At 67.1% G+C, this 24,998-nt stretch carries 24 protein-coding genes and 2 tRNA genes; 16 read left to right on the top strand and 10 right to left on the bottom strand.

All coding sequences use genetic code 11. The annotated features are described in order from the left end of the window. Positions 1 to 87 precede the first annotated feature (87 nt). Together Sp245p_RS08475 and Sp245p_RS08470 are read right to left on the bottom strand one after the other, a co-directional pair. Positions 88 to 696, bottom strand: coding sequence for an NUDIX domain-containing protein (locus Sp245p_RS08475; protein ID WP_014240441.1), 609 nt, complete (start codon positions 694 to 696; stop codon positions 88 to 90). Positions 697 to 784: 88 nt separating this feature from the next. Beyond that, positions 785 to 1,795, bottom strand: coding sequence for a S1C family serine protease (locus Sp245p_RS08470; protein ID WP_014240442.1), 1,011 nt, complete (start codon positions 1,793 to 1,795; stop codon positions 785 to 787). Between the two features lie 188 nt (positions 1,796 to 1,983). On the opposite strand from Sp245p_RS08470, the gene Sp245p_RS34860 reads away from it, so the two are divergent. Together Sp245p_RS34860 and Sp245p_RS08465 are read left to right on the top strand one after the other, a co-directional pair. Further along, positions 1,984 to 2,160 carry a hypothetical protein gene (locus Sp245p_RS34860; protein ID WP_014240443.1) on the top strand — a complete coding sequence of 59 codons (177 nt, stop codon included), beginning with the start codon at positions 1,984 to 1,986 and terminating at the stop codon, positions 2,158 to 2,160. Between the two features lie 128 nt (positions 2,161 to 2,288). After that, positions 2,289 to 2,528, top strand: coding sequence for a hypothetical protein (locus Sp245p_RS08465; RefSeq protein ID WP_014240444.1), 240 nt, complete (start codon positions 2,289 to 2,291; stop codon positions 2,526 to 2,528). 68 nt (positions 2,529 to 2,596) lie between these two features. On the opposite strand, the gene Sp245p_RS08460 is transcribed toward Sp245p_RS08465, so the two are convergent. The 3 genes from Sp245p_RS08460 to Sp245p_RS08450 all read right to left on the bottom strand — a co-directional run bounded on the left by Sp245p_RS08460 (position 2,597) and on the right by Sp245p_RS08450 (position 3,406). Next, complete coding sequence (locus tag Sp245p_RS08460; RefSeq protein ID WP_014240445.1) at positions 2,597 to 2,827, bottom strand: hypothetical protein; 231 nt, start codon at positions 2,825 to 2,827, stop codon at positions 2,597 to 2,599. Between the two features lie 210 nt (positions 2,828 to 3,037). After that, a tRNA-Asn gene (locus tag Sp245p_RS08455) sits at positions 3,038 to 3,113 on the bottom strand. A 219-nt stretch (positions 3,114 to 3,332) separates the two neighbouring features. Further along, positions 3,333 to 3,406, bottom strand: a tRNA-Cys gene (locus tag Sp245p_RS08450). A 217-nt stretch (positions 3,407 to 3,623) separates the two neighbouring features. On the opposite strand from Sp245p_RS08450, the gene Sp245p_RS08445 reads away from it, so the two are divergent. The 5 genes from Sp245p_RS08445 to Sp245p_RS08425 all read left to right on the top strand — a co-directional run bounded on the left by Sp245p_RS08445 (position 3,624) and on the right by Sp245p_RS08425 (position 9,650). Then, positions 3,624 to 4,280 carry a protein-L-isoaspartate O-methyltransferase family protein gene (locus Sp245p_RS08445; protein ID WP_014240447.1) on the top strand — a complete coding sequence of 219 codons (657 nt, stop codon included), beginning with the start codon at positions 3,624 to 3,626 and terminating at the stop codon, positions 4,278 to 4,280. A 110-nt stretch (positions 4,281 to 4,390) separates the two neighbouring features. Further along, the gene (locus Sp245p_RS08440) at positions 4,391 to 4,717 is read left to right on the top strand and encodes a rhodanese-like domain-containing protein (RefSeq protein WP_014240448.1); all 327 of its coding nucleotides are present in this window, start codon (positions 4,391 to 4,393) and stop codon (positions 4,715 to 4,717) included. Between the two features lie 35 nt (positions 4,718 to 4,752). Further along, on the top strand, positions 4,753 to 6,111 hold the full coding sequence (locus tag Sp245p_RS08435; protein WP_236778072.1) for a TolC family outer membrane protein: 1,359 nt from the start codon (positions 4,753 to 4,755) through the stop codon (positions 6,109 to 6,111). Positions 6,112 to 6,252: 141 nt separating this feature from the next. Next, positions 6,253 to 6,942 (top strand): DUF2497 domain-containing protein, encoded by a 690-nt coding sequence (locus Sp245p_RS36240; RefSeq protein ID WP_014240449.1) that lies wholly within the window; start codon positions 6,253 to 6,255, stop codon positions 6,940 to 6,942. Between the two features lie 56 nt (positions 6,943 to 6,998). Beyond that, positions 6,999 to 9,650 (top strand): valine--tRNA ligase, encoded by a 2,652-nt coding sequence (locus tag Sp245p_RS08425; RefSeq protein WP_014240451.1) that lies wholly within the window; start codon positions 6,999 to 7,001, stop codon positions 9,648 to 9,650. A 94-nt stretch (positions 9,651 to 9,744) separates the two neighbouring features. Here the strand turns inward: Sp245p_RS08425 and Sp245p_RS08420 are convergent, their stop codons facing one another. Then, positions 9,745 to 11,703 carry a methyl-accepting chemotaxis protein gene (locus tag Sp245p_RS08420; RefSeq protein WP_014240452.1) on the bottom strand — a complete coding sequence of 653 codons (1,959 nt, stop codon included), beginning with the start codon at positions 11,701 to 11,703 and terminating at the stop codon, positions 9,745 to 9,747. A 169-nt stretch (positions 11,704 to 11,872) separates the two neighbouring features. Here Sp245p_RS08420 and Sp245p_RS08415 point away from each other — a divergent pair, with 169 nt between their 5' ends. The 8 genes from Sp245p_RS08415 (at position 11,873) to Sp245p_RS08380 (ending at position 20,021) form a co-directional block, all read left to right on the top strand. Beyond that, on the top strand, positions 11,873 to 12,697 hold the full coding sequence (locus Sp245p_RS08415) for a YdcF family protein (protein ID WP_244439397.1): 825 nt from the start codon (positions 11,873 to 11,875) through the stop codon (positions 12,695 to 12,697). Positions 12,698 to 12,769: 72 nt separating this feature from the next. Beyond that, positions 12,770 to 13,714, top strand: coding sequence for a septal ring lytic transglycosylase RlpA family protein (locus tag Sp245p_RS08410; RefSeq protein ID WP_109138454.1), 945 nt, complete (start codon positions 12,770 to 12,772; stop codon positions 13,712 to 13,714). An 89-nt stretch (positions 13,715 to 13,803) separates the two neighbouring features. Further along, positions 13,804 to 14,970: a D-alanyl-D-alanine carboxypeptidase family protein gene (locus tag Sp245p_RS08405; RefSeq protein ID WP_014240454.1), complete on the top strand. Its 1,167-nt coding sequence runs from the start codon at positions 13,804 to 13,806 to the stop codon at positions 14,968 to 14,970. A 70-nt stretch (positions 14,971 to 15,040) separates the two neighbouring features. After that, the gene (tmk, locus tag Sp245p_RS08400) at positions 15,041 to 15,673 is read left to right on the top strand and encodes a dTMP kinase (RefSeq protein WP_014240455.1); all 633 of its coding nucleotides are present in this window, start codon (positions 15,041 to 15,043) and stop codon (positions 15,671 to 15,673) included. A gap of 1 nt (position 15,674) precedes the next feature. Then, positions 15,675 to 16,793 carry a DNA polymerase III subunit delta' gene (locus Sp245p_RS08395; protein ID WP_014240456.1) on the top strand — a complete coding sequence of 373 codons (1,119 nt, stop codon included), beginning with the start codon at positions 15,675 to 15,677 and terminating at the stop codon, positions 16,791 to 16,793. Positions 16,794 to 16,869: 76 nt separating this feature from the next. After that, the gene (metG, locus tag Sp245p_RS08390) at positions 16,870 to 18,420 is read left to right on the top strand and encodes a methionine--tRNA ligase (protein WP_014240457.1); all 1,551 of its coding nucleotides are present in this window, start codon (positions 16,870 to 16,872) and stop codon (positions 18,418 to 18,420) included. Between the two features lie 6 nt (positions 18,421 to 18,426). Further along, positions 18,427 to 19,224, top strand: coding sequence for a TatD family hydrolase (locus Sp245p_RS08385; protein ID WP_014240458.1), 798 nt, complete (start codon positions 18,427 to 18,429; stop codon positions 19,222 to 19,224). After that, positions 19,221 to 20,021 (top strand): MBL fold metallo-hydrolase, encoded by an 801-nt coding sequence (locus Sp245p_RS08380; protein WP_014240459.1) that lies wholly within the window; start codon positions 19,221 to 19,223, stop codon positions 20,019 to 20,021. The genes Sp245p_RS08385 and Sp245p_RS08380 overlap by 4 nt, the downstream gene beginning before the upstream one ends. Before the next feature lie 35 nt (positions 20,022 to 20,056). On the opposite strand, the gene Sp245p_RS08375 is transcribed toward Sp245p_RS08380, so the two are convergent. Next, on the bottom strand, positions 20,057 to 21,238 hold the full coding sequence (locus Sp245p_RS08375; RefSeq protein ID WP_014240460.1) for a lysozyme inhibitor LprI family protein: 1,182 nt from the start codon (positions 21,236 to 21,238) through the stop codon (positions 20,057 to 20,059). Between the two features lie 420 nt (positions 21,239 to 21,658). On the opposite strand from Sp245p_RS08375, the gene Sp245p_RS08370 reads away from it, so the two are divergent. Further along, positions 21,659 to 22,333, top strand: coding sequence for a DUF4384 domain-containing protein (locus Sp245p_RS08370; protein ID WP_041811069.1), 675 nt, complete (start codon positions 21,659 to 21,661; stop codon positions 22,331 to 22,333). Positions 22,334 to 22,357: 24 nt separating this feature from the next. On the opposite strand, the gene Sp245p_RS08365 is transcribed toward Sp245p_RS08370, so the two are convergent. From Sp245p_RS08365 to Sp245p_RS08355, 3 genes are all read right to left on the bottom strand, one after another. Beyond that, on the bottom strand, positions 22,358 to 23,152 hold the full coding sequence (locus tag Sp245p_RS08365; RefSeq protein WP_014240462.1) for a PP2C family protein-serine/threonine phosphatase: 795 nt from the start codon (positions 23,150 to 23,152) through the stop codon (positions 22,358 to 22,360). A 143-nt stretch (positions 23,153 to 23,295) separates the two neighbouring features. Further along, complete coding sequence (locus Sp245p_RS08360) at positions 23,296 to 23,565, bottom strand: hypothetical protein (protein WP_041811071.1); 270 nt, start codon at positions 23,563 to 23,565, stop codon at positions 23,296 to 23,298. A 147-nt stretch (positions 23,566 to 23,712) separates the two neighbouring features. Beyond that, positions 23,713 to 24,729: an agmatine deiminase family protein gene (locus Sp245p_RS08355; RefSeq protein WP_014240464.1), complete on the bottom strand. Its 1,017-nt coding sequence runs from the start codon at positions 24,727 to 24,729 to the stop codon at positions 23,713 to 23,715. Positions 24,730 to 24,998 lie beyond the last annotated feature (269 nt).

Here is a 24,998-nt window from a genome sequence, read left to right as displayed (position 1 = left end):
CGGATTGCGCACCAGGGAATTCAAGGTCGGCTTGTGAAATGCAGCATTGAACGAGATCAATTCGTTCTTTCTATTTTCCAATCCCCTCTATTTTCCAATCCACTGGCCGCGCAGCCGGTCGCGGTTCCGCGCGAACCAGCCCAGCGCGATGATGGCGATGGAGTTGTTGAGCTTGTTTTCGTCGAGGAGCCGGATCGCCTCGTCGGCCGGGACGACCATGATGCGGATGTCCTCGTGTTCATCCGCGCAGCCGCCCGTCGCGGCGAGGCCCCGGCTGTCCACCCGCCCGCAGAACACGGTGACATGCTCGTCGTAGGCGCCCGGGCTTGGGTAATAGTCGCAGATCGTCTCGATGTCCTGGACGGTGCAGCCAGCCTCCTCCAAGGCCTCGCGCCGCGCCACCTGCTCCGGTGTCTCGCCGTCGTCCAGAAGACCGGCGACGATTTCCGTGAGCCACGCCAACCCGCCCGCGGAAGCCGATCCGACCCGGAACTGTTCGATCAGCACCACGCTGTCGCGGTCCGGGTCGTAGAGCAGCACGCCAACGGCCTCGCCGCGCACGCAGACCTCCCGCGGCGGCAGGACGCCGGTCCAGGAGCCGTCGAACTTCCTGTGGCGCAGGCGGTAGACGTCGACCTTGAGATAGCCGCTGTAGGCTCTCTTCTTCTCTTGGACCTCGATGTCCGGATGATCCACGGGCGGGACTCCCTGCCTTGCGATGCGTTCACGGCCCAAGGATGTAGCGCATCCGCCCGTCCGGGGCGAGACGACCGGGGATTCTCCCTCAGAAGGTCGGGTTCAGCTTCAGCGTGCTGTAGCGGTCGGCGGACGGCACGGCGACCGGCTCCAGCTTGGGGCCGCGCAGCAGTTCCAGCGGCACGGTGACGCCGGCGGGACCGAGACCCCAGACCTTGCGGTAGAAGTCCGCCAATCCTTTCGGCCGCTGGCCGGCGACCCCGACAATCATGTCGCCCGGTTGGATTCCAACCGTCGCCGCGGGACTCTGCGGGGTGACCCGTTCGACCATCAGGCGGCCCTGCTCCTCGCGCAGCGTGACGCCGAGCCAGGGCCGCGCCGGCTCCTGCCGCCGCCCGAAGGCCAGGAGATCGGCCAGAATCGGTTTCAGGGCGGAGACAGGAACGAACATGTTGCCGGGAACGCCGCCATGGGCCGGCACCGCGTCGCGCACGATCAGCGAGCCGATCCCGACCAGTTCACCCTTGCGATCGATCAGGGCGGCGCCGTTGAAGCCCATGATCGGCGGCGTGGTGAAGATCGCCTCGTCCAGCAGATACTCCCAATAGCCAGCGAACTCGCGTTTCGCGGCGATCAGCACCGGCTGCACCCCGGTGGAACCCTGACGGGTGAGCACCATGGCGCGCTCCCCCTCCTTGATCGCGTCGGAGTCGCCGAGCCGGACGGGCGCGGCGCTGAAGCCCATGCCGGCGCGCAGCAAGCCGAATCCGCTGGCCTGATCGTACGCCACGAACTCGGCGGGATAGCCGCGCCCTTCGCCGGTGGTGACCTGAAGCTGCGACGCCTCCAGAATCGTGTAGCCGATGGTGAGGATCAGCCCGGACCCGTCGATGACGACGCCGGTGCCCTCGCGCTCCGTACCGAGCGAGCGGGCGCTCTGGCTGTCGGGCAGGATGGTGGCGGAGATGCGGACCAGGGCTCCCGCAAGCTTCGCCGCGTCGAGTTGATCCGCCCGTGCCGCGGTGATGGCAACAAACAGCGCAAGGAAGGCCGTCACGAAGGTCATCGTCCAGGGGATGCGGCGCCAGCGACCCGTCATGCTTCCCTCCCTTGCCGGAGTCGAGTCGGGCGGACGCCGGACTGCTCGATCCCCGGATTAAACATGAGCGTCGGCACGCAACCATCAAGGGGATTTCCGAATCGGCCGGAGCCCCCTCGTCGGGGCCGTGAAACCTCCGCCCGCCGCGCAGCGTTACCCGTACCAGCGACACCACGAAGGACGGGACGATGCCCATCAACAGCGAACGCGAACTCGAACAGGCGGTGGCGGAATTTCAGCGTCTCGCCGACGAGCCCGCCGGTTCGCCCGGCGAGCGCCGGAAGCTCGAACTGGATGCGGAGATCAAGGCCTTCTACGTCCAGCACTCCGATGACATGCGCAAAGGCAAGCCGCGGCACGAGTGACGCGCCACCGACACCGGCGCGCATTTCTTCATCGACGCGGAGGGGGCGGCTGGCCGACACTGCCGCCGCTCCCGGGCCGGATCGCCGCCCCGGGGCGCCGTCGTTGAAGGAAGGAGCGCGTCCCCACGATGAAGCGAATCGACAATTGCTACACCTGCCTGTTCTGGGAAGGGCAGGGCATCCGCCAGAGGGGACCGAAGGGCCTGTGCCGCCGCTTTCCGCCGCAGGTGACGCCGCGCGATACGGAGGGGCGCTTTCCGATCACCCTGTCCACCGATTGGTGCGGCGAATGGAAACGCGACATCGGTGATCCCGCCGGCGAGGCGGCGGACAACCGCCTGATCTACGACGATCCGCAACCTCGATAGAAAGCCGCCTCGATCGACAGTCGCGGGGGGGCGACCGGCCATCGGGTTTTCGGCCCAAACGCGGCATTTCACCGGGGCATCGGTGCAACCACCATGGACCGCTGGTTTTCCGGCAGCACCGCATCGCCGTGGACCAGCATCCGGTGCCAATCGACGCCGAGCAGGGCGACGGCCACAGCCATGGCGAGGGCGATGATCGCCACCGCGGCGACCCAGCCACCGTCTTCCTGCCGGCCGTCGGGCCGAGGGGGAGCCGCCTTTGGTGTGAAGGGTCGAAAGTTGAGGGGGAGAATGGTCATGGGTCGCCTCCACCGCTGAACAGGCGCAATCCCGACTCGTGTGGGTGTCCGGTGGAATTGTAGCGCCGGAAGCGTTGCGGCGGCATCAAGCCTTCGGTCGGAACGCTCGTTCCTTCGGATGATGCCGGAAGCGGTGGCGGCTAAGGGACGATATGAGTGACCGCTATGAGAAAAGGCCGAGTCCGCGAGGACTCGGCCTTTTCATCGAAGTGGCTCCCGGTGCTGGACTCGAACCAGCGACACGCGGATTAACAGTCCGCTGCTCTACCGACTGAGCTAACCGGGATCAGTCTGACCGGCCCTTGCGAGGCGCAACGTCCGGCGTGGGCGGCTATATAGCCGACCCTCCGACGCTTGCCAAGTCTTTTGATGGCAAAAAAAGACGGCTGGGGCAGGGCAGGGGGCCGGAGAAGCGCAACGCCAAAACGCGGAAAAGCACCGGGCCGCACAGGCACGATGCTTATCGAACGCTTTGATTTTGCTGCTGTCTCAGCCGCATCAAGGATGGAGGCACGGGCGGGAATCGAACCCACGTACACGGATTTGCAGTCCGCTGCATCACCACTCTGCCACCGCGCCATCCTTGCGTCCGGCACCCCCTAGCGGGAGCGCCGCGGCGTGGGAGCGGACGTATACTGCTGTTCACGGGGGTGGTCAAGCGCCTTTGTGGCGTTTTCCGCCGAACCGGTGCGGCGTTGTGTTCGTGGGACTTTGAAGATATATACGCGACAAGGCAGCGAGGCCGCGCACCACGGCTTGGCGCCGCGCTCCGTCCACCAGATTGTAAGCGACCGCCATGTCCGAATACGCCGCCGCCCGCCTCAACATGGTCGAAGGGCAGATCCGACCGAACAAGGTGACCGACCAGCGTCTGGTCGACGCCATGCTCGACATTCCCCGTGAACAGTTCGTGCCGAAGGCGGCGCGCGGCATTGCCTATGTGGACGAGGATCTCGCCATCGGCAAAGGCCGCTATCTGATGGAGCCGATGGTCTTCGCCCGCATGCTCCAGGAAGTGGGCATCGACGCGACCGACGTCGTGCTCGACATCGGCAGCGGCTCCGGCTACTCGACCGCCGTGCTGGCCCGCCTCGCCGCGACCGTCGTCGGCATCGAGTCCGACGCCGAGCTGGCCGGGCAGGCCACGGAGGCGCTGACCGCCGTCGGTGCCGACAACGCCGTCATCATCGCGGCGCCCCTCGCCGAGGGCTATCCGCAGCAGGCCCCTTACGACGTGATCGTGATCGAAGGCTTGGTGTCGGAGGTGCCGGACGGCATCCTGGCCCAGCTGGCCGAGGGCGGGCGTCTGGTGAGCGCCGTCATGGGCGACCGTGGGGTGGGCGAGGTGAAGCTCTTCCAGCGCAGCGGCGGCGTTACCTCGGCCCGCACGCTGTTCGAGGCGCACACGCACCCGCTGCCCGGTTTCGAAGCCAAGCCGAAATTCGTATTCTGATCGCAGAGTGAGTGATCCCAGGGGCCTCGGCCCCTGTCGACCCGCCCCCCAGCCTGTCACCTTGCCTTTCACCGGCCGCGGTCCTGCGGCCCGCAGCGGAGAATCAAGGCATGCCGGCGCCGTTTGACATGGACGTCGAAGATCTGGACCGCATCCGGACATCGGGTGGCGATCCGTTGGTGCTCGACGTACGGGAACCGGGGGAGGTGGCGATCTGCGCCCTTCCCGACAGCCTCCACATTCCGATGGGGGCGCTGCCCGCCCGCGTCGGGGAGTTGCCGCGGGACCGCGACATCGTGGTCGTCTGTCACCACGGCGGGCGCAGTGCGCAGGTGACCATGTGGTTGCGTTCCCAGGGATTTTCCCGCGCCACCAATCTGAATGGCGGGGTGGATGCCTGGGCGCGCCGAATCGACCCGAACATGAAGGTCTATTGAACATGACTGTGCGAAGCCGTTTCGCGCGCCACTTGATGGCGACCGCCCTCACGCTGGGGGTCGCCTTCGTCGGGGGCATCGACACCGCGTCGGCCCAATCCCTCGAAGACGCGCTAGCGCAGGCCTATTCCAACAACCCGGCGCTCGCCGCCCAGCGCGCCCGCCAGCGCGCCGTGGACGAAAGCGTCCCGCAGGCCCTCTCCGGCTACCGTCCGACGGTGCGGGCGACGGCGGGCATCACCCGCAACGCCACCAACAGCACCTTTCAAGGCGGCGAAACCGGTTCCGAGAACAACGCCAAAAGCGTCGGCGTCACCGCCACCCAGCCGCTCTATGACGCGACCGTAGGTCCGGCCGTCCGCCGTGCCGAACGCACCGTCGAAGCCCAGCGCGCCACCGTGCTCGCCAACGAGCAGCAGATCCTGCTGAACGCCGCGGCGGCCTATCTGGACGTCGTGCAGAACCAGGCGGTGCTGGAGCTTCAGGCGAACAACGAGCAGGTCCTCCGCCGCCAGCTCGACGCCGCCCGCGACCGCTTCCGCGTCGGCGAATACACCCGCACCGACGTCAGCCAGTCCGAATCGCGCCTGGCCGCCTCCATCGCCGCGCGCATCTCCGCCGAAGGCACGCTCCAGGCGTCGCGCGCGACCTATGAGCGCGTCGTCGGCTCGATGCCCGGCAAGCTGAAGGCGCCGAAGCCGAAGTTCAAGCTGCCGGGGACGCTCGACGAGGTCGTCGAGATGGCCCGCTCCAACAACCCGTCGGTGCTGTCGGCAACTTACACCGAGGCGGCGCAGCGCGAGGCGGTGGACCAGCAGTTCGGCCGCCTGCTCCCGTCGGCCAACCTGTCGGCGCAGGCCAACCGCACCATCGACGCCGGCCGTTCGTCGGGCATCGACATCAAGCGGCAGGACGGCGCTCAGCTCACCGCGCAGATCACCATCCCGCTCTATCAGGCCGGCCTGCCGGAAGCGCTGACCCGCGAGGCGAAGCACACGGCGAATCAGGCCCGTCTGCAGATCGACGACACCCGCCGCCAAGCGGTCGAGGCGGCGATCAGCGCGTGGCAGGGCCTGCAGGCCGCGCGGGCGAGCATCGAGTCCTACAACTCCCAGATCCGGGCCGCCGAGATCGCGCTGGAAGGCGTGCGGCAGGAAGCCCAGGTCGGGTCGCGCACCGTGCTCGACGTGCTGAACCAAGAGCAGGAACTGCTCAACGCCCGCGTCAACCTCGTCCGCGCCCAGCGGACCGAGATGGTCCAGGCCTTCACCGTCCTCGGCGCCATCGGCCAGTTGACGGCGCGGCAGCTCAACCTGCCGGTCCAGTATTACGACGCCGATACGCACTACAAGCAGGTGCGGAACAAGTGGATCGGAACCGGCGTGCCGGAGTGATCGCACTTGAACGCACCTTCCAGGGTGATCGTCCCCGGATGATCGAAACGGCCCGCCTCGGCGGGCCGTTTTTGTCTGGTGGCTTTTTACCCAGTCCTGCCCTAGTGTCCGCGTCAGGATGACGTCCCCGGGTTTGCCACGATGAGCGATAAAGGCCAGCAAGAACCGTCGATGGAGGAGATCCTCGCCTCCATCCGCCGCATCATCTCGGAGGACGGCGAACCCGCGAAGGCGGAAGCGGCGCCCCCTCCGCCGCCCCCACCACCTCCACCCCCGCCGCCACCTCCTCCGCCCCCTCCGCCGCCTCCCCCCATGGAGGATGACGACGACGACGTTCTGGAACTCACGCAGATGCTCCGGGACGAGGGGAGGGACGAGCCCGACGAGCCGGAGCCTGATCCGTGGCGCGACGAGCCGGCCTTCGGTGGCATGGCCGACCCGGAACCGGCGTATCATGCGCCGGACCCCGAACCGCCGCCTCCGCCGCCGCGTCCCGCCGCGAAGCGTCCGGCGCCGGCCTTCGATGATTTCGATGACGACGAACCGCCCCCGCCGCGGCCGCGCATTCGTCCGTCGGGTCTCGACGACGGGCTGATCTCCCGCCGGGTGGCCGAGGAATCGTCCCACCATTTCACGCATCTGGCGCGCCAGCTCGGCGACGACCTGTCCATCGGCCCGATGCCCGTCGGCGTCCGCACCGTGGAGGAAGTCGTCCGCGAGCTGTTGAAGCCGCTGCTGAAGGAGTGGCTGGACGAGAATCTGCCGACCATCGTCGAACGGCTGGTGCAGCAGGAAATCGACCGGATGATCCGGCGCTCCCAAAAATTCTGAGCGGCGTCACGCCCGCCACGCATTCCGTTTGAATTCGTAAGCGAAAGTTCCTGGTGATGTTGGAAAAGACGTACCGGCCCGCCGAGGTCGAGGAAAAGCACTACCGGCTGTGGGAAGAGACGGGCGCGTTCGCGGCGAAGACCGAGTCGAACGGCAAGCCCTACACCATCATGATGCCGCCGCCGAACGTGACCGGCAGCCTGCACATGGGCCACGCGCTGACCTTCACGCTCCAGGACGTTCTGACCCGCTACAACCGGATGCGCGGGCGCGACGCGCTGTGGCAGCCGGGCACCGACCACGCCGGTATCGCGACCCAGATGGTCGTGGAACGGAACCTCGCCAAGGAAGGCAAGACGCGCCACGACTTCGGCCGCGACGCCTTCATCGACAAGGTGTGGGAGTGGAAGGCCGAATCGGGCGGCACCATCACCCGCCAGCTGCGCCGGCTGGGCGCCTCGCCCGACTGGCCGCGCGAACGCTTCACCATGGACGAGGGGCTGAGCCGCGCCGTCCGCAAGGTGTTCGTGGAGCTGCACAAACAGGGCCTGATCTACAAGGACAAGCGGCTGGTCAACTGGGACCCCAAGCTGCACACCGCCATTTCCGACCTCGAGGTCGAGCAGAAGGAGATCAAGGGCAACCTCTGGCACTTCCGCTATCCGATCGAAGGCGAGGCCGACCGCTTCATCGTGGTCGCCACCACGCGTCCCGAGACGATGCTGGGCGACACCGGCGTCGCCGTGCATCCGGAGGATGAGCGCTACAAGGACCTGATCGGCAAGAACGTCGTCCTGCCGTTGGTCGGCCGCCTGATCCCCATCGTCGGCGACGAGTACGCTGACCCGGAGACCGGCTCGGGTGCCGTGAAGATCACCCCGGCCCACGACTTCAACGACTTCGAGGTCGGACGACGCAACAACCTCGCGGCCATCAACATCATGGACCGCGACGCCCGCATCACCGGCGACGAGGTCCCCGAGGCCTACCGCGGACTCGACCGCTACGAGGCGCGCAAGAAGGTCGTGGCCGAGTTGGAGGCGCTGGGCCTGTTGGAGAAGATCGAACCGCACACCCACATGGTGCCGCACGGCGACCGCTCCGGCGTCGCCATCGAGCCCTGGCTGACCGACCAGTGGTACGTCGACGCCGCCACGCTCGCCAAGCCGGCCATCGAGGCCGTGGAGACCGGCAAGACCGTGTTCGTTCCCAAGCAATGGGAGAACACCTATTTCGAATGGATGCGCAACATCCAGCCCTGGTGCATCAGCCGCCAGATCTGGTGGGGCCATCAGATCCCCGCCTGGTACGGCCCGGATGGCCATTTCTTCGTCGAGGAGACGGAGGAGGCGGCCATCGCCGCGGCCAAGGCCCATTACGGCGAGGACGTGGCGCTGACCCGCGACCAGGACGTCCTGGACACCTGGTTCTCGTCGGCCCTGTGGCCCTTCTCCACGCTGGGCTGGCCGGACGAGACGCCGGAGCTGGCGCGTTACTACCCGACCGACGTGCTGGTGACGGGCTTCGACATCATCTTCTTCTGGGTCGCCCGGATGATGATGATGGGCCTGCACTTCATGAAGGACGTGCCTTTCCGGACGGTCTACATCCATGCCCTGGTCCGCGACGAGAAGGGCCAGAAGATGTCGAAGTCCAAGGGCAACGTCATCGACCCGCTGGAACTGATCGACCAGTACGGCACCGATGCCCTGCGCTTCACCCTGACGGCCATGGCCGCCCAGGGGCGCGACATCAAGCTGGCGGTCAGCCGCGTCGAGGGCTACCGCAACTTCGCGACGAAGCTGTGGAACGCCGCACGCTACACCCAGATGAACGGGGTGGCCCCGGTCCCCGGCTTCAAGCCGGTCGGGCTGACCCAGACGGTCAACCGCTGGATCGTCAGCGCCCTGGCGGAGGCGGCGAAGAAGGTCGGCGAGTCCATCGAGGCCTACAAGTTCAACGAGGCCGCCAACACCGCCTATGCCTTCACCTGGGGCACCTTCTGCGACTGGTACCTGGAGTTCACCAAGCCGATCCTGAGCGGCACGGACGAGGCCGCCATCGCCGAGACGCGGGCGACCACCGCCTGGGTGCTGGACGAGATCCTGCACATGCTCCACCCGCTGATGCCCTTCATCACGGAGGAGCTGTGGGAGCAGCTTTCGGAAGACCGGGCGAACCGCCTGATCTCCGCCCGCTGGCCGGAGCATGGCGCGGAACTGATCGACCCGGCCGCCCGTGACGAGATGGATTGGGTGGTGCGGGCGATCTCCTCGGTCCGCTCCATGCGGTCGGAAATGAACGTGCCGCCGGCGGCGCAGATCGAGCTGAAGCTGAAGGACGCCGGTCCGGAGAGCTTGAAGCGGCTGGACACGCATCGCGACCTGATCCTGCGCATGGCCCGTCTGGCCAGCGTCGAGCCGCTGTCCGGCCCTGTGCCCAAGAGCGCCGTCCAGGCGGTGCTGGACGAGGCCACGCTGATCCTGCCGCTGGAAGGCATCGTCGACCTCGACAAGGAGCGGGCGCGCCTGACCAAGGAGATCGAGAAGCTGTCCGGCGAGATCAAGAAGATCGACGCCAAGCTGTCGAACGAGCAGTTCGTCGCCAAGGCGCCGGAAGAGGTGATCGAAGAGCAGCGCGACCGCCGCGACACCGCGGAGCAGGCCCGCGACAAGCTGCAGAAGGCGCTGGAGATGCTGGCCGCGTAAGGCCGGTCATCCAGACCCCAAAAAGCGAGAAAGGGCAGGGGCTTCGGCTCCTGCCCTTTCTCTTTGTCTGAAGAGTGCCTGACCGCTTGCTGCCTCAGATCCTGATCGAGGACACGAAGCGGTCGGCGTCGGCTTCAAGCTGCCGGAGTTCGTCGGCCAGCTGGGCGGCGGAGTAGATCATTTCGATGGCCGACTTGCCGGTTTCCGCGGCGGTGATCGCCATGGTGCTGACGCTCTCGGTCACCTCGTGGGTGTTGTCGTTGGCCCGGCCCACCGCACCGACGATCTCCTCGGTCTGCTCAAGCTGGTCGCGCACGGCGGCGGACACGTCCTCCGACAGGTGGGCAACCTCCTCCACGGTGGTCCGGATGGCCCGGATCGCCTCGACGACGGAACCGGTGGCCTCCTGGATGGCGCCGACCTGACCGGCGATGTCCTCGGTCGCCTTGGCCGTCTGGTTGGCCAAAACCTTCACCTCCGACGCGACGACGGCGAAGCCTTTGCCGGCCTCTCCGGCGCGGGCGGCCTCGATGGTGGCGTTCAGGGCCAGCAGGTTCGTCTGCCCGGCGATGTCGTTGATCAGCCGGACGATCTCCCCGATCCGCTGCGAGCTGTCGGCCAGCGCCGCCACCGCCGAGTCGCTCTGCCGGGCGTGATCCACGGCGCGGCGGATCGCCGTGCTGGAGGTGGTCACCCGCCCGCCGATCTCGCCGATGGAGGCGGAGAGGGTGCGCGACACGTTGTTGACGATGCCGACCACCTCGGAGGTCTGCTCCGCCTTCTCCGAGGTGTCGAGCGCCTGCTCCTTCATCTTCTCCGCGGTGTCGCGCAGGATGTGGGCGCCGTTGCGGATCTGGTCGGCGGCGTGGCTGACCGTGTGCAGCACGCGCCCGAAGGCCGAATCGAAATCGTGAGCGATGGCGCGCAGCGCGCTTTCCCGCTCCTCCTCCGCCCGCCGTTCGGCCCGGCGGGACTCCTGCTCCAGCTCATGCGTGCGCTGAAGATTCTCCTTGAACACACTGACCGCGCGGGCCATCGCACCGATCTCGTCGCGCCGCCCGGTCTCCGGCACGGTGGCCGTCCGGTCGCCGCCGGCCAGCCGTTCCATCACGCCTTCGATCAGGCGCAGCGGCCGGGTGATGCTGCGGGCGACGAGCAGGCTGATGATCGCGAAACCGACCAGCAGGACGGAGCCGACCTGGAGCACGTTGGCGATCACCTCGCCGCGCACCCGGTTCTGCGTCTCCACCGCACCGGCCATGCCGGCGTTGGCCGACTCCAGCAGCGCCTCGAAACGCGGTACCATGGCCTGGAAGGCGTCGTTGAAGGTCTGCACCTCGGCCCGGAACGCCTTGGTGGCATCCACGAAGCGGCCAAGGTCGGTGCGGTAGGTGCGGGCCTGCTTCTCCAGCCTGGTCTGGGTGGCCGCGTCCAGGCCCGAATCGGCGAGGAAGAAGGTGAATTCGTTGAAGGCCTTGCGATGGCCGGACAGCAGCGATTCGTCGCTGTAGATGATGAAGTCCTTCTCCATCTTCCGCATGGATTCCATGCGGCCGGTCAGCTTGTCGGCGTTCGGCCACTGCTTCAGCTCATCCTCGATGGCGCGGGCCGAAGAGCGCAGGACGCCGCGCAGACCGCTGTCGTCGGACAGCCCCAGTTCCTTGGCCCGCGCGACCACCGACGAGAAGCGCTCCTTCAGCGTGCCGATGCCCTGCGACAGATGGTCCAGTTCCTCCTGCGGCAGGCGCTCCGCGCCGCGTTCCTTGAGGTTGTCCAGCAGGCGCGAGGCCTCCTCCGCGTTCTTCGCGAAGGCCTCGGCCGCCGCCTCGTCCCGATCGGCCACGAAGCGCAACGCCTGGAAGCGCAGGCGGCTGGCCCGGCGCTCGATGGCCGCCGTGTGCTCATAGGCGTCGCGGAACTGGTCCAGTTCGGCGGTCGCCTCGAACATGCGCTGGGCACCGACGGTGACCGTCCCGCCCAGCAGGCCCAAGGTGACCACGGACGCGGCGACCAGCAGCGCGATTCGCGTGCCGATGGAAATGTTCGACAGCATATGCGGGAAATCCTTGGTTGCACCGCGGACCTTACCCGCCGCCGAAGACGCCGCTGTTACGGATTGATGGCGGATTCGTTACCGTGCCGTCGCCCCCTGGGCATCGGGGGTGAACATCCGTATCTAGAAACCACCGAAAATCGAAAGGGGAGGTCGGCTGTTGTCCTTCGTGCTGTCGAAGCTGCTGTGGCTCCTGGTCTCGCCGGGCAATCTGCTCGTGCTGATCCTCACCGCCGGGACGGCGCTGCTGTTCACCCGCCGTCTGGCCCATTGGGGGCGGCGGCTGGTCGTGGCGGTGACCGTCGGCTTCGTCATCGTCATGGTCACGCCGATCGCTTCCTGGGTGGCGCTGCCACTGGAAGAGCGTTTTCCCCGTCCCGACCTGCCGGGGCGGGTGGACGGAATCATCATGCTGGGTGGGGCGGTGAATCCCCCGATCACCCGCGACCGGGGGGAACCGTCCCTCAACGACGCGGCGGAGCGCGTTCTCGCCTTTGCCGAACTGATCCGTCGCTATCCCCAGGCGCACGCGGTCTTCTCCGGCGGCTCGGGACGGCTGGCCGGGCAGGATGCCCTGGAACTGCGGGAGGACCTCGCGGTCCGCGGCGCGCTTCGGCAGGTCGGAATCGACCCGGACCACGTGACCTATGAGAACGAGTCCCGGAATACCTGGGAAAACGCCCTGTTCAGCCAGCGGCTCGTCCAGCCGAAGGCGGGCGAGCAATGGGTTCTCGTGACCTCGGCCATGCACATGCCGCGGTCGGTCGGCATCTTCCGGCGCATCGGCTGGGAGGTGATTCCCCATCCGGTGGATTACCGCACGCGCTTCGGTGGACGCCCCTTCTTCCGGTTCGAGTTCGACAAGCAGATCGACGCGCTTCAGGACCCGGTCCGCGAATGGATCGGCCTCGTCGCCTACCGCCTGATGGGGCGGACCGACACGCTGTTTCCGGGGCCCGCCCAGGACCGCGATGCAGCGCAGGGGGGCTCCTGACGGGCGTTGCGCGGTTGGCGCGGAGAGGTAACTCGGCTAGAGTGGCGCCACCAGATTTAGCGGGGTGGGGCCATGCGACGCGCGCATATGCTGAGGGGGGCGGTCGTGCTCGCAGGAGCGCTGACTCTCGCCGCCTGCGCGTCCGTGCCGCCCGCGGCATCCCCGTCCGGACTGCCGCGCAGCGGCGTCTACAAGGTCGGCAAGCCCTATCAGGTCAACGGCGTCTGGTACTATCCCGCCGAGGATTACTCCTACAGCGAAACCGGGATCGCCTCCTGGTATGGGCCGGGATTCCACCAAAAGGTCACCGCCAACGGCGAGGTTTACGACCAAAATGAGCTGACAGCCGCGCACAAGACCTTGCCCATGCCAAGCCTCGTGCGCGTCACCAATCTCGACAACGGCCGGTCGCTGGTTGTTCGCATCAACGACCGCGGCCCCTACGCCAATGGGCGAATCATCGACATGTCGCGGCGCGGCGCGCAATTGCTTGGGTTCGAAGGCACGGGCACGGCCAAGGTGCGCGTGCAGATTCTGGCGGAGGAAAGCCGCGCGGTCGCCGCCGCGGCCCGCCAGGGCACGCCGGCCCCGATGCTGGCGGAGTTGGACGGCCCGCCGCCGAAGGCCGCCCCGCGCGGCACGGTGGAGGTCAGCGGCGCCGCCCGTCCGACCCCCGCCGCGGTCAGCCGCGCCCCGGTGCCGCCGCCCACGACGGTGGCCGGCGACATGGTGGACGGCCGCTTCGTTCCGGCCCCGGTGGTCGCCGAACTGCCGGTGAAGCCCCACGAGCAGATCTACGTGCAGGTCGGCGCCTTCGGCAGTCCGGACAACGTCACCCGCGTGCGCGCCCGTCTGGCCTCGCTCGGCCAACAGGCGCAGGTCACCCAGACGGTCGCCGGCCGGCAGCGGCTGCAGCGGGTGAGGGTGGGGCCTCTGGCCAGCGTGGACTCCGCCGACGCCGTTTTGAGCCAGATCCTCCAAGCCGGCCTTACCGACGCCAAAATCGTGGTTGATTGATCACCCGCGAGCCCAGTCCAAGCTTGGCCCGGCACCGGGCCTCGTTCCGTTTCACGTCTTGTCCAGTCCGCGTTTCGAAGGGAGTTGTCATGGTCGCTGTCGTCCGCACCCGCGTTGCCCGCACCCGTTTCGCCATGGGCCTTGCGGTCGCGCTGTTCGCGGCGGGGGTGGGGCCGGTGGCTCACGCCGCCAGCATCGAAACCATCGCCAAGCAGGCGATCCTGGTCGATATCACCTCGAACACCGTGCTGTTCGAGAAGAGCCCGGATCAGCGCATGGCGCCGTCCTCGATGAGCAAGATCATGACGATGTACATGGTCTTCGACGCGATCAAGGAAGGCCGGCTGACTCTGGAGAGCACGCTGCCGGTGTCGGAGCGCGCGTGGCGGATGCAGGGCTCCAAGATGTTCGTGGAGCTGCACAACAACATCAAGGTCGACGACCTCATCAAGGGCGTGATCGTGCAGTCGGGCAACGACGCCTGCATCGTCTTTGCCGAAGGTCTCGCCGGCTCCGAATCGGCCTTTGCCGAGCGCATGAACAAGCGCGCCCGCGAATTGGGTCTGAAGGACACCAACCTGACCAACGCGACGGGCTGGCCCGACCCGAACCACTACATGACCGCCCGCGATCTCGCGATCCTGGCCGAGCATCTGATCAAGGATTTCCCGGAATACTACCATTATTACTCGATCCGGGAGTTCAAGTACCACGGCATCAACCAGGGCAACCGCAACCCGCTGCTCTACCGCGGCATGGACGTCGACGGCATGAAGACCGGCCACACCGAGGCCGGCGGCTACGGCCTGACCGCCTCGGCCGAGCGGGAAGGGCGCCGTCTCATCCTGGTGGTCAACGGCCTGCCGAACATGCAGGCCCGCGCCGACGAATCGGCCCGGCTGATCGAGTGGGGCTTCCGCGAATTCGCCACCTACGCCCTGTTCAAGGCGGGCGAGACGGTCGATCAGGTGCCGCTCTGGCTGGGCGCGCAGGACACCGTTCCGGTCACCGTGCCGGAGGACATGAAGGTCACCATGGCCCGCGCCGACCGCAGCGGCATGAAGGTGTCGCTGGTCAGCAACGCCCCGGTCGCCGCGCCGGTGAAGAAGGGCGACGTGGTGGGCAAGGTGGTCGTCTCCGCGCCGGGCTTCCCGGGCAAGGAGTTCCCGGTGGTCGCCGCCCAGGACGTGGAGAAGCTGGGCTTCGTGGGCCGCGCCCTGGCGGCGGCGAAGTTCCTCATTTTCGGGGCGAGCTGATTGGTGTAAGCCGGCCCGTCACCGCCGGAATCCGGAACGCGGCGGGCCTCATCACCATCGGGAGCAGACCATGACGCGCGGGCGGTTCATCACGCTGGAGGGCGGTGAAGGGGCGGGCAAGACCACCCAGATCCGCCTGCTCGCCAACGCGCTGATCGGTTGGGGGAAGCGGGTGGTGCTGACCCGCGAGCCCGGCGGTTCGCCGGGGGCCGAGGAGATCCGTGGCCTTCTGGTGTCCGGCGAGACCGGGCGCTGGGGTCCGGTGACCGAGGCGCTGCTGCACACCGCCGCCCGCCGCGACCATCTGGAGCGCACCGTCTGGCCGGCTTTGGAGGCCGGGCACTGGGTCATCTGCGACCGCTTCTTCGACAGCACCATGGCCTATCAGGGTTATGGGCTGGGGCTGGGGCGCGATCTGGTCGCCACGCTGCAGACCACCGCCCTGGGCGACTTCCGGCCCGATCTGACGCTGATCCTCGACCTGCCGGTGGAGGAGGGGCTGGCCCGCGCCGCCGCCCGTCGCGGCGGGGAGGATCGCTACGAGCGCATGGACGTCGCCTTCCACCACCGTCTGCGCGACGGCTTCCTCGACATCGCCGCGCGGGAGCCGGAGCGTTGCGTGGTTGTCGATGCCGGCCACCCCGTCGAAGCGGTGCAGGCGGCCATCCTGGACCATGTGACCCGCCGACTGGGAGCCTCCTGAGGTGAGCCGCGCCCGCGCGCCCGAACCGGTCGCGGAGGAGGATGCCCTCGCCCCGCGCCGCAATCCGGAGCTGACCGGCCATGACGACGCCGAGCGCCTGCTGCTCGACGCCTGGAACTCCGGGCGCCTGCCGCACGCCTGGTTGATCGGCGGCCCGCCGGGGATCGGCAAGGCGACGCTGGCCTTCCGCTTCGCCCGCTTCGTCCTGTCCCAGGGGCTCGAGCCGCCGGACGCCGGCCTGTTCGGCGCGCCGCCGCCGCCCGCCTCGCTGACGCTGCCCCCGGACGCCCCGGTCTTCCGCCGCGTCGCCTCGGGCGGCCACGCCGACCTGCTGACCGTGGAGCGCCAACGCGACGAGAAGCGCGACCGGCTGAAGCGCGATATCGCCGTGGACGACGTGCGCAAGATCGGCCCCTTCCTGCGCAAGACCGCCGCCGAGGGTGGCTGGCGCGTGGCCGTGATCGACGGCGCTGACCGCATGAATCTCAGTGGCTTGAACGCCATTCTCAAGATTCTGGAAGAGCCGCCGCCGGGCGCCCTGCTGCTTCTGGTCAGCGACAACCCCGGCGGCATGCTGCCGACCATCCGCTCCCGCTGCCGCAAGCTGACGCTTCAACCACTTCCTGAGGAAACGGTCCTCAACCTGTTGTCCCAGCATCGTCCGGACCTGGGCGGTGAGGACCGGGCGGCGCTCGCCCGGCTGGCGGAGGGCAGCATCGGGCGGGCCATCGGGCTGGCCGAGGCCGGCGGGCTCGATCTCTACCGGGAACTGATCGGGCTGCTCGGCACCCTGCCGCGGCTGGACATCACCGCCGCCCACGCCTTCGGCGACAAGCTGACCCGCAAGCAGGACGACGGGCTGTACGAGACGGCCACAGACCTGCTCGTCTGGTGGCTGGCCCGCTTCGTCCGGTCGCTGGCCCGGGGCGCTTGGCCGGCGGAGGTGGTGGCCGGGGAGGCCGCCCTGATGACCCGTCTGGCCAACGCCCGCGGCCTTGAACGTTGGGTGGAGGTGTGGGAAAAGGTCCAACGCCATTTCGCCCGTGCGGAATCCGCCAATCTCGACCGCAAACAGGTGGTCCTGAACGCCTTGGCGACGCTGGAAGCGGCTGCTACTTAACACGGACGACACACACACCACGCCCATCCGGGCCGGCAACGCGCCGGGCCGGCGCATTCTCGGGAGAGCCTCTGCCATGACCGGGTCGAAGACCTTCTACCTGACGACTCCGATCTACTACGTGAACGACGTGCCCCACATCGGGCATGCGTACACCACGCTCGCCTGCGACGTGCTGGCCCGCTTCATGCGGCTGGACGGCTATGACGTGAAGTTCCTCACCGGCACCGACGAGCACGGCCAGAAGGTGGAGAAATCCGCCATGAACGCCGGCATCGCGCCGCAGGAGTTCACCGACCGCGTGTCGAAGAATTTCCGCGACCTCGTCTCGCTGATGAACTTCTCCAACGACGATTTCATCCGCACCACCGAGCCGCGCCACATCGCGTCGGTTCAGGAGCTGTGGCGCCGCCTGGAATCGGCCGGCGAGATCTATCTCGGCAGCTACGCCGGCTGGTACTCGGTGCGCGACGAGGCATTCTACGGCGAGGACGAGCTGACCACGTCGCCGTCGGGCAAGAAGATCGCCCCGACCGGCGCCGAGTGCGAGTGGGTGGAGGAACCGTCCTACTTCTTCCGCCTGTCGGCGTGGCAGGACCGCCTGCTGGAGTTCTACGAGCAGAACCCGGACTTCATCGCCCCCGCCGGCAAGCGCAAAGAGGTTATGGCCTTCGTGAAGTCCGGGCTGAAGGATCTGTCGGTCAGCCGCACCACCTTCAAGTGGGGCATTCCGGTGCCCGGCAATCCCGACCACATCATGTATGTCTGGCTGGACGCCCTGGCCAACTACATCACCGCGGTCGGCTTCCCGGACGAGGGCGGCGAGTACGCCAAATACTGGCCCGCCAACCTGCACATGGTCGGCAAGGACATCCTGCGCTTCCACGCCGTCTACTGGCCGGCCTTCCTGATGGCCGCCAAGCTGGCCCCGCCCAAGCGCGTCTTCGCGCACGGCTGGTGGACCATCGAAGGCCAGAAGATGTCGAAGTCGCTGGGCAACGTCATCGCGCCGGAGACGTTGGTCAACACCTATGGCCTGGACCAGACCCGCTACTTCCTGCTGCGCGAGGTGCCCTTCGGCAACGACGGCGACTTCTCGCACAAGCAGATGGTGCAGCGGATCAACGGCAACCTCGCCAACGATTACGGGAACCTCGTGCAGCGTTCCCTGTCGATGATCGGCAAGAACTGCGGGGCCGCCGTGCCGCAACCGGGCTCCTTCACCGAGGCCGACGACGCCCTGCTCGGCGCCGCCCGCAACCTGCTGCCGATCGTCCGGGCGGAAATCCAGTCGCAGTCCTTCCATAAGGCACTGGACGCCATCTGGGCGGTGATCGGCGACGGCAACCGTTATGTGGACGAACAGGCGCCCTGGGCGCTGAAGAAGACCGATCCGGCGCGCATGGCCACGGTGCTGTACGTGCTGGCCGAGACCATCCGCCATCTCGCCATCCTGACCCAGCCGATCATGCCGGAAGCCTCGGCGAAGATTCTGGACCAGCTGGCGCAGGGGCCGGAGGCTCGAGGGTTCGATCGGCTGGGGGCGGGTGGGGCGCTGGTCGCCGGCACGCCGCTGCCCACGCCGCAGGGCGTGTTTCCGCGCTACGTGGACGAAGCGAAGAGCTGACGAACGATGCTGGTCGATAGCCACTGCCATCTCGACTTTCCCGATTTCGCCGAGGAGTTGGACGAGGTCGTCGACCGCGCCCGGCAGGCGGGGGTGGGGCGGATGGTGACCATCTGCACTTACCTGTCGCGCTTCGACCGCATCCTGGCGGTCGCCGAACGGTACGACGACGTTCTGTGCTCGCTCGGCGTCCATCCGCATCAGGCGGCGGAGGAGATCGTCGGCGTGACCGTCGAGCGCCTCGTCGAATTGTCGAAGCACCCGAAGGTGATCGGGCTGGGCGAGACCGGGCTCGATTACTTCTACGACAAGAGCCCGCGCGACGTTCAGCAGGAGTGCTTCCGCCGGCACATTCGGGCCAGCCTGGAGACCGGCCTGCCGCTGATCGTGCACACCCGCGACGCCGACGACGACACCATGCGGATCGTCCGCGAGGAAGCCGCCGGCCAGCCGGTCAACGGCTTGCTGCATTGCTTTAGCTCCGGGCGGCAACTCGCTGAAGAGGCTCTGGATTTCGGTTTCTATATCTCCCTGTCCGGGATCGTCACCTTCAAGAAGTCGGAGGATCTCCGCGCCATCGTGAAGGACGTTCCGCTGGATCGGATTCTGGTGGAGACGGACGCGCCCTATCTGGCGCCGGTGCCCTTCCGCGGCAAGCGCAACGAACCCGCCTACGTCGCCCACACCGCGGCCTGCGTCGCTGAGGTCAAGGGCGTGGACACGGCGGACATGGCCCGAATCTCCACCGAGAACTTCTTCCGCCTGTTCCCCCGCGCCGGCACGGGCCGGCAGGCCGCCGCATGACCGGCCAGCGGGTCACGATCCTTGGCTGCGGCGGATCGCGGGGCGTCCCCGTGATCGGTCTCGGCTGGGGCTCATGTGACCCGGCGAACCCCAGGAACCAGCGGATGCGCCCATCCATCCTGGTGGAGTGGGAGCAGGAGAGGGCCGGGCAGGGCGGTGGCGTCAGCGTCCTGGTCGACACCTCGCCGGACCTGCGTCAGCAGCTTCTCAACGCCGATGTGCGTCGGCTCGACGCCGTGCTGTGGACGCACCAGCACGCCGACCATTCCCATGGCATCGACGAGCTGCGGGAACTCTGCCGCGCCATGCACGCGCCCATCGACGCCTTTGGCAGCGCCGATGATCTGGCCGAGTTGGAGCGGCGTTTCGGCTATTGCTTCGAGCCTCTGCGCCCCGGCGATCCCTTTTACCGACCGGTGTTGACGCCTCGCGCCGTGGAAGGCCCGTTCGAGGTGCGCGGTCGCCGGATCGTGCCCTTCGAGCAGGATCACGGCTATCTGAAGACCCTTGGCTATCGCTTTGATAAATTTGCCTATTCGACCGACGTTGTGAAATTGGATGAAGATGCCTTCACGGCGTTGGAAGGCGTCGAGGTGTGGGTGGTCGACTGCGCTCGGATCGAGCCGCCACACCCGGTCCATGCCCATCTCGCCCTGACGCTGGAATGGATCGCGCGGGTGCGCCCCAAGCGGGCCTACCTGACGCACATGGACCAGACCATGGATTACGACACGCTCCGCCGGCTGCTTCCCCCCGGTGTCGAGCCCGCCTATGACGGGCTCGTCATCGAGCTTTGACCGTCGGTTGGTGACGGGATGGGGCAGGGCGACGGTCAGTCGTCCGGCATGATGAGGCCCAGCCGCCCGGCAATGAAGCGGTCCGCGGCCGCCCTGGCTGCCTGATCCGCCGTCTGGGGATTCAGCTTGAACTTTTCTCTGTAAAGCTTTGACGTTGCAGTGATGGCTGCCGGCAGAGCGTTCACCGCTGCGCGGTATTCCTTCTCCGGCCAGACGTCGAAATCGCTCCAGGATCGAAAAGCGGCCACGGCCCGGCCGCGCTGCTCGGCCATCTTCTTGGCTTCTGCGGACATGGGCGCTTCAAGAAGCGTGCTGGGCACCAGCGTCGCTTGAAGATCGTCCACCTCGAACTGGCGTTCATAGCCATGGCGGATGCTGCCGCGTTCCACCAAGGCCGGCTCGATGGCCGGGTCCATGTGTGTGGAGACGGCCTTCCATTCCGGCAGATCGAACAGGGAGGAGGGCGGGCTGCACAGACCGGGCGTCTCGTCGCGCGCGTTGCCCCAGAAGGCGCCGAAGGCTTCGAAGGCCGGCTGCCCATGTTTGGTGAACAGGAAGCACGGCGCGTCCATCTCCGTGGTCGACATGACGTGACGCAGGAAGAGCAGCGACGTGCTCAGCGGCGCGCTGGGGACGTCCCCGAGATTCGCCATCTCTTCAAGGAGATAGGGATCTTTAGGGAGACCTTGGTTCAAGATCTCGTCCACCAGCCGGCGCACCGTGGCGTCCTTGTCAGGCACCGCCACCGCGCCGCTCTGATGGAGATAGACCAGCCATGCCTTTGCTGGCGCGCCGCTGTAGCGCTGGAGCGCCGCGGCAGCGGCCTTGGCGTCCTTTGGAATGCCGGCGACGACCGTGGCCAGCTTCTTCTGCGCCGCTGAATTCTGAGCGGCAAGGTCGGCGGTGCGTTTTTCATACAGGGCTCGACAGGCCGGAATGGTGGACTTGTCGGCGCAAGCGGCGTCACGTTCAGTCAGGAACGCTTTCTGCGCTCGCTCAATGGCATCCCGGTTGTCATCAATGGATGTGTTCCCCAAGGTGTCGCGCAGCAGCGTCGCCATATCCTCGGCGACGACCTTCAAGTCGGCGCTGGCGCAGATGGTGCGCTCGGCACGGCCGGATGGTTTGGCGCAATCGGGTGGCGTCTGGGCCACGGCGGCGAACGGAAGCAGACAGAGCGACAACGCGGGGCCGAAAAGCCACGAGGAACGAGGCATAAGGCGCAGCCTTCATCGATGGAATTGGATGCAGAAACGAGCCGCGACGATAATCCATCGACCGGAAGGCCGGAAGGGACGGATTGGCGCCCTGCTCGCTTCCTTGTGATCATATTTTCCATAATACAGATTATATGATCGACCTTTCCCTGAGAGTGACAACCCCTCCGCCCTTGGCGATGCCCAAAATGCGCGCTACATAAATCCCAGTTTATAGCCAACGGTCAGGATTCGGTGAAGGCCTCCCACACCCCGACGACATGGCGGCACCGATGCGCCACGGCGCTGCTTATCGCCGTTGTCGGGGGCGCTGCGACCGCTTGGCCGAACCATGGCGGCGCGGCGTCCGATGGCTCAGCGGACAGTGAGCCCGTCTCCGCCCATCCACCTTCCGATCCTGACGTTCTGCCTGTTCCCACCGTGCCCGATCTGTCGGCGCTGCGGACCGCCTTGGCGGAGTTTCATTGCGCCGAACTGGATGTCGCCATCGGCATGGACCAGAGGGTGGCGATCTCCGGCTTGACCGCGGGCGATACCGATCCGGACAGCCTCGCGTTGCTCGCCCAGGATCTCCTCACCGGGCAGCGGGCCGCTGTCGACGTCGAGCGCGCGTCCCCTGCCCTGTGCGAGCCTCTGACCTTGATCGGCCCACTCCGGTCCGCCAACGCCGGCTCGGCGACACCCTTGTCGATCCGTTTCAAGGAGGCTGCCGGAATGCCGTTCAAGGGCGGCCAAGACCTGATGTTCGACATCGCAACCCCTGATTTCCCAGCGCATCTGCAAGTGGATTATTTCACGTCGGACGGCGACGTGATCCATCTGTTGCCCAACCCCTTGGAGGTCAGCGGTCGTGTGGAGCCCGGTGCGGTTCGCCGGCTGGGTGAGCGCGGCGCCGGCGGGCGTTTCTGGAGCATCGGACCGCCATACGGTCACGAGTTGATCGTTGTGATCGCCAGCCCCGCACCGCTGTTCCCGTCTCCCCGCCCTGAAGCCGAAACGGCAGCGTCCTATCTGCCCGCATTGAAGCAGGCGCTGGACTCCGCCGCTCCGACCACGGTGGCCACGGCGCGTTTCCTGAAAACCAAGGCGCCCTGACAGACTTGGCTGTGCACCCTGTATTCAGGCCGGGAGAAGGACGAATCGGGCGAGGATGAGGGTGATGTTGTCCGGCCCGCCCGCCCCGTTTGCGAGATCGATCAGCCTGGCGCAGGCGTCCTCGGCGGCGGGAGGCGGTTGTTGGGTGAGAATCCGCTGAATCAAGCCTTCCGGCACGATGCCGGTCAACCCATCCGAACACAGAAGGTAGAGATCATCGGGCTGCAGATCGTGGACGGCGATGTCAGGCTCGACCTGCTCCCCGGTGCCGAGCGCGCGGACGATGATGTTGCGATGGGGAGCCTGCCCGCGGCGCCCGTTGTCGAGCCAGACTTGGTAAAGGCTGTGATCACGCGTCAGCAGGCGCAATTCTCCGTCGCGCAGACGATACAACCGGCTGTCTCCGGCATGGAACACCACCACACGCCCGGTTCCCGGCACTCGCCAAAGCCCCACCAGCGTGGTGCCCATGCCCCGCCCCTCGGCGAAGCCGCGCTGACGGTTCAGGGTGTTGATCCGACGGTTGGCGGTCACCACCGCGGAGCGGACCGTCGTTACGGCGTCCACCGCCGCCCTGTCCTCCTCCGCCAAGGATGGTGTCCGGCCGTCGTGGGTGCGGTCGTGGGACGCAATGACCGCGGCCACTGCATCCACCGCGGTGCGGCTGGCGATGTCGCCGCCGGCGTGTCCACCCATGCCGTCGCAAATCACCGCCAAGCCGCGCGCCGGATCGAGGTGGAAGGAATCCTCGTTGCGCGAGCGGACACGGCCAACATCCGTTTGTCCAGCGGCGATCATCTCGATCAGGACGGAATGCATCACGCGAACGGCTCCAGCGCGTTACAGCCGAACCAGCTTCCTGGAAACAGCCTTCGGCAACGCGAAAAACCGCCTCGGCTTTGCCTATGATAATGGCGGAGAGGTTGCGAATTGAACAGCGGGAAAGGACGCGTGAAAATGCCTCAGACGCTCACGTCCAGGAGCGTGCCCCGCTTCTTGCCACCGTAGCCGGCGCCGTTGGTCCGTGCCTGGACGGCCGCCGTCTGCGGGTCGATCGCCTGCCCCGACTGGGTGGCGTTGCGCGTGTCCCGTGTCTGGTCCAGCTTGCCGACCGCCTGGGTCGCCTGGACCGTCTGGGTGCGAACGGTTGGGGTGGTCTGCTGCGCCGCCTGAACCGCCGGAGACATGGCCATCTGCATCGCCGGTGTGATCGGCGGCTGAGGCTTTGCCATCGGAGGCATATTGAGCGGGTTTAACTGCATGTTAAGAAGATGCGCCCGCGCACCCACCGATTCAAGATCCGAATCGACTCAGTGACCGATTAAAAAGCGAAGGCTGCACGTGCCCTCGCCTTTCCGCTAACCAGTGAATGCGCCGGATCAGACCGCCGGCTGCTGTTGGGTGATGCAGTGGATGCCGCCGCCGCCGCGCACGATGTCCAGCGCCGGAACCTGCACCACCTCGCGGTCCGGGAAGGCCCGGCGGACGATGCGAAAAGCCTCGTCGTCCGCCGAATCCTCAAAGGCCGGCATGACGATGCCGCCATTGGCGATGTAGAGATTCGTGTAGGACAGGGTCAGCCGCACGCCGTTCTCGTCGCGCCGCGCCGGCTGGCGGACCGGGATGACCTCCAACTCCCGGCCCTGGGCGTCGCGGGCGCGCTTCAGCCGGTCCAGATTGTCCTGGAACGCCTTGAAGTTGGCATCGCCGGGATCGTCGGTGGTGATCGCCATGACGACGCCGGGCTTCACGAACAGGGCGATCTCGTCGATGTGACCGTCCGTCTCGTCGTCCTGATAGCCCTCGCCCAGCCATATCACGCTGGAGATGCCGAGATGCTCCTTGAGAAGCGCCTCGATCTCCGCCTTGCCGAGATTCGGGTTGCGGTTCGGATTCAGCAGACACTGCTCGGTCGTCAGCAATGTCCCCTCCCCGTCCACATGGAAGGAGCCGCCCTCCATGACCAGGGGCGCTTCGAAGCGGCGCAGGCCGAGATGTTCGAGCATCAGGCGCCCGACCTGCTGGTCCTTGGCGCTGTCCGGGTAGTTGCCGCCCCAGGCGTTGAAACGCCAATGGACGCCGGCCACCTGCCCTTTCCCGTCGGTGACGAAGCTGGGTCCGGTGTCGCGAATCCAGGAATCGCTGATGGGCAAGGGCAGGATCTCGACGCCCGGCCCGCAGGCCAGGGACGAGTCGGCGACGTCGGCGGGATCGCAGACCATGGTCACCGGCTCGAACCGGCTGATGGCGCGGGCAACGTCGGTGTAGGCGGCAGCGGCGGCGTCGAAGGCCCCCTCGGGCCACGTCTCGGGCCGGCACGGCCACGCCATCCAGCAGCGCGTGTGCCGTTCCCATTCGCCCGGCATGGTGAAGCCTTCCGCCGCCGGTGTCGTCATCTTTGAATCTCCTGCCAAATCCCTGAACTGTCCGGCTCTTGTGCGTGGCCGGAGCGGGTCGTCACGGCGTCACCCGTGACCCACGGTCACCCTAACCACGGAGCGGAGGATTTGGCAACGGCCACCAAAGGGGCCACTGGAATGCCCGAAAGGGCAGCGCGCTCGACCGCTCAGCGGCGGGAGGGCGGACGGTCCGAATAACGGCGCTTGGGCGCCGAAAAAGGCATCGAAAAACCAAGACGAAGCATTGGGAACCATAAGAGCGCGCG

Origin of the sequence: Azospirillum baldaniorum (genome assembly GCF_003119195.2) — a bacterium.
In the GTDB taxonomy this organism is placed as follows: Bacteria; Pseudomonadota; Alphaproteobacteria; order Azospirillales; family Azospirillaceae; genus Azospirillum; species Azospirillum baldaniorum.
This window is presented reverse-complemented; position numbering and strand designations above follow the sequence as displayed.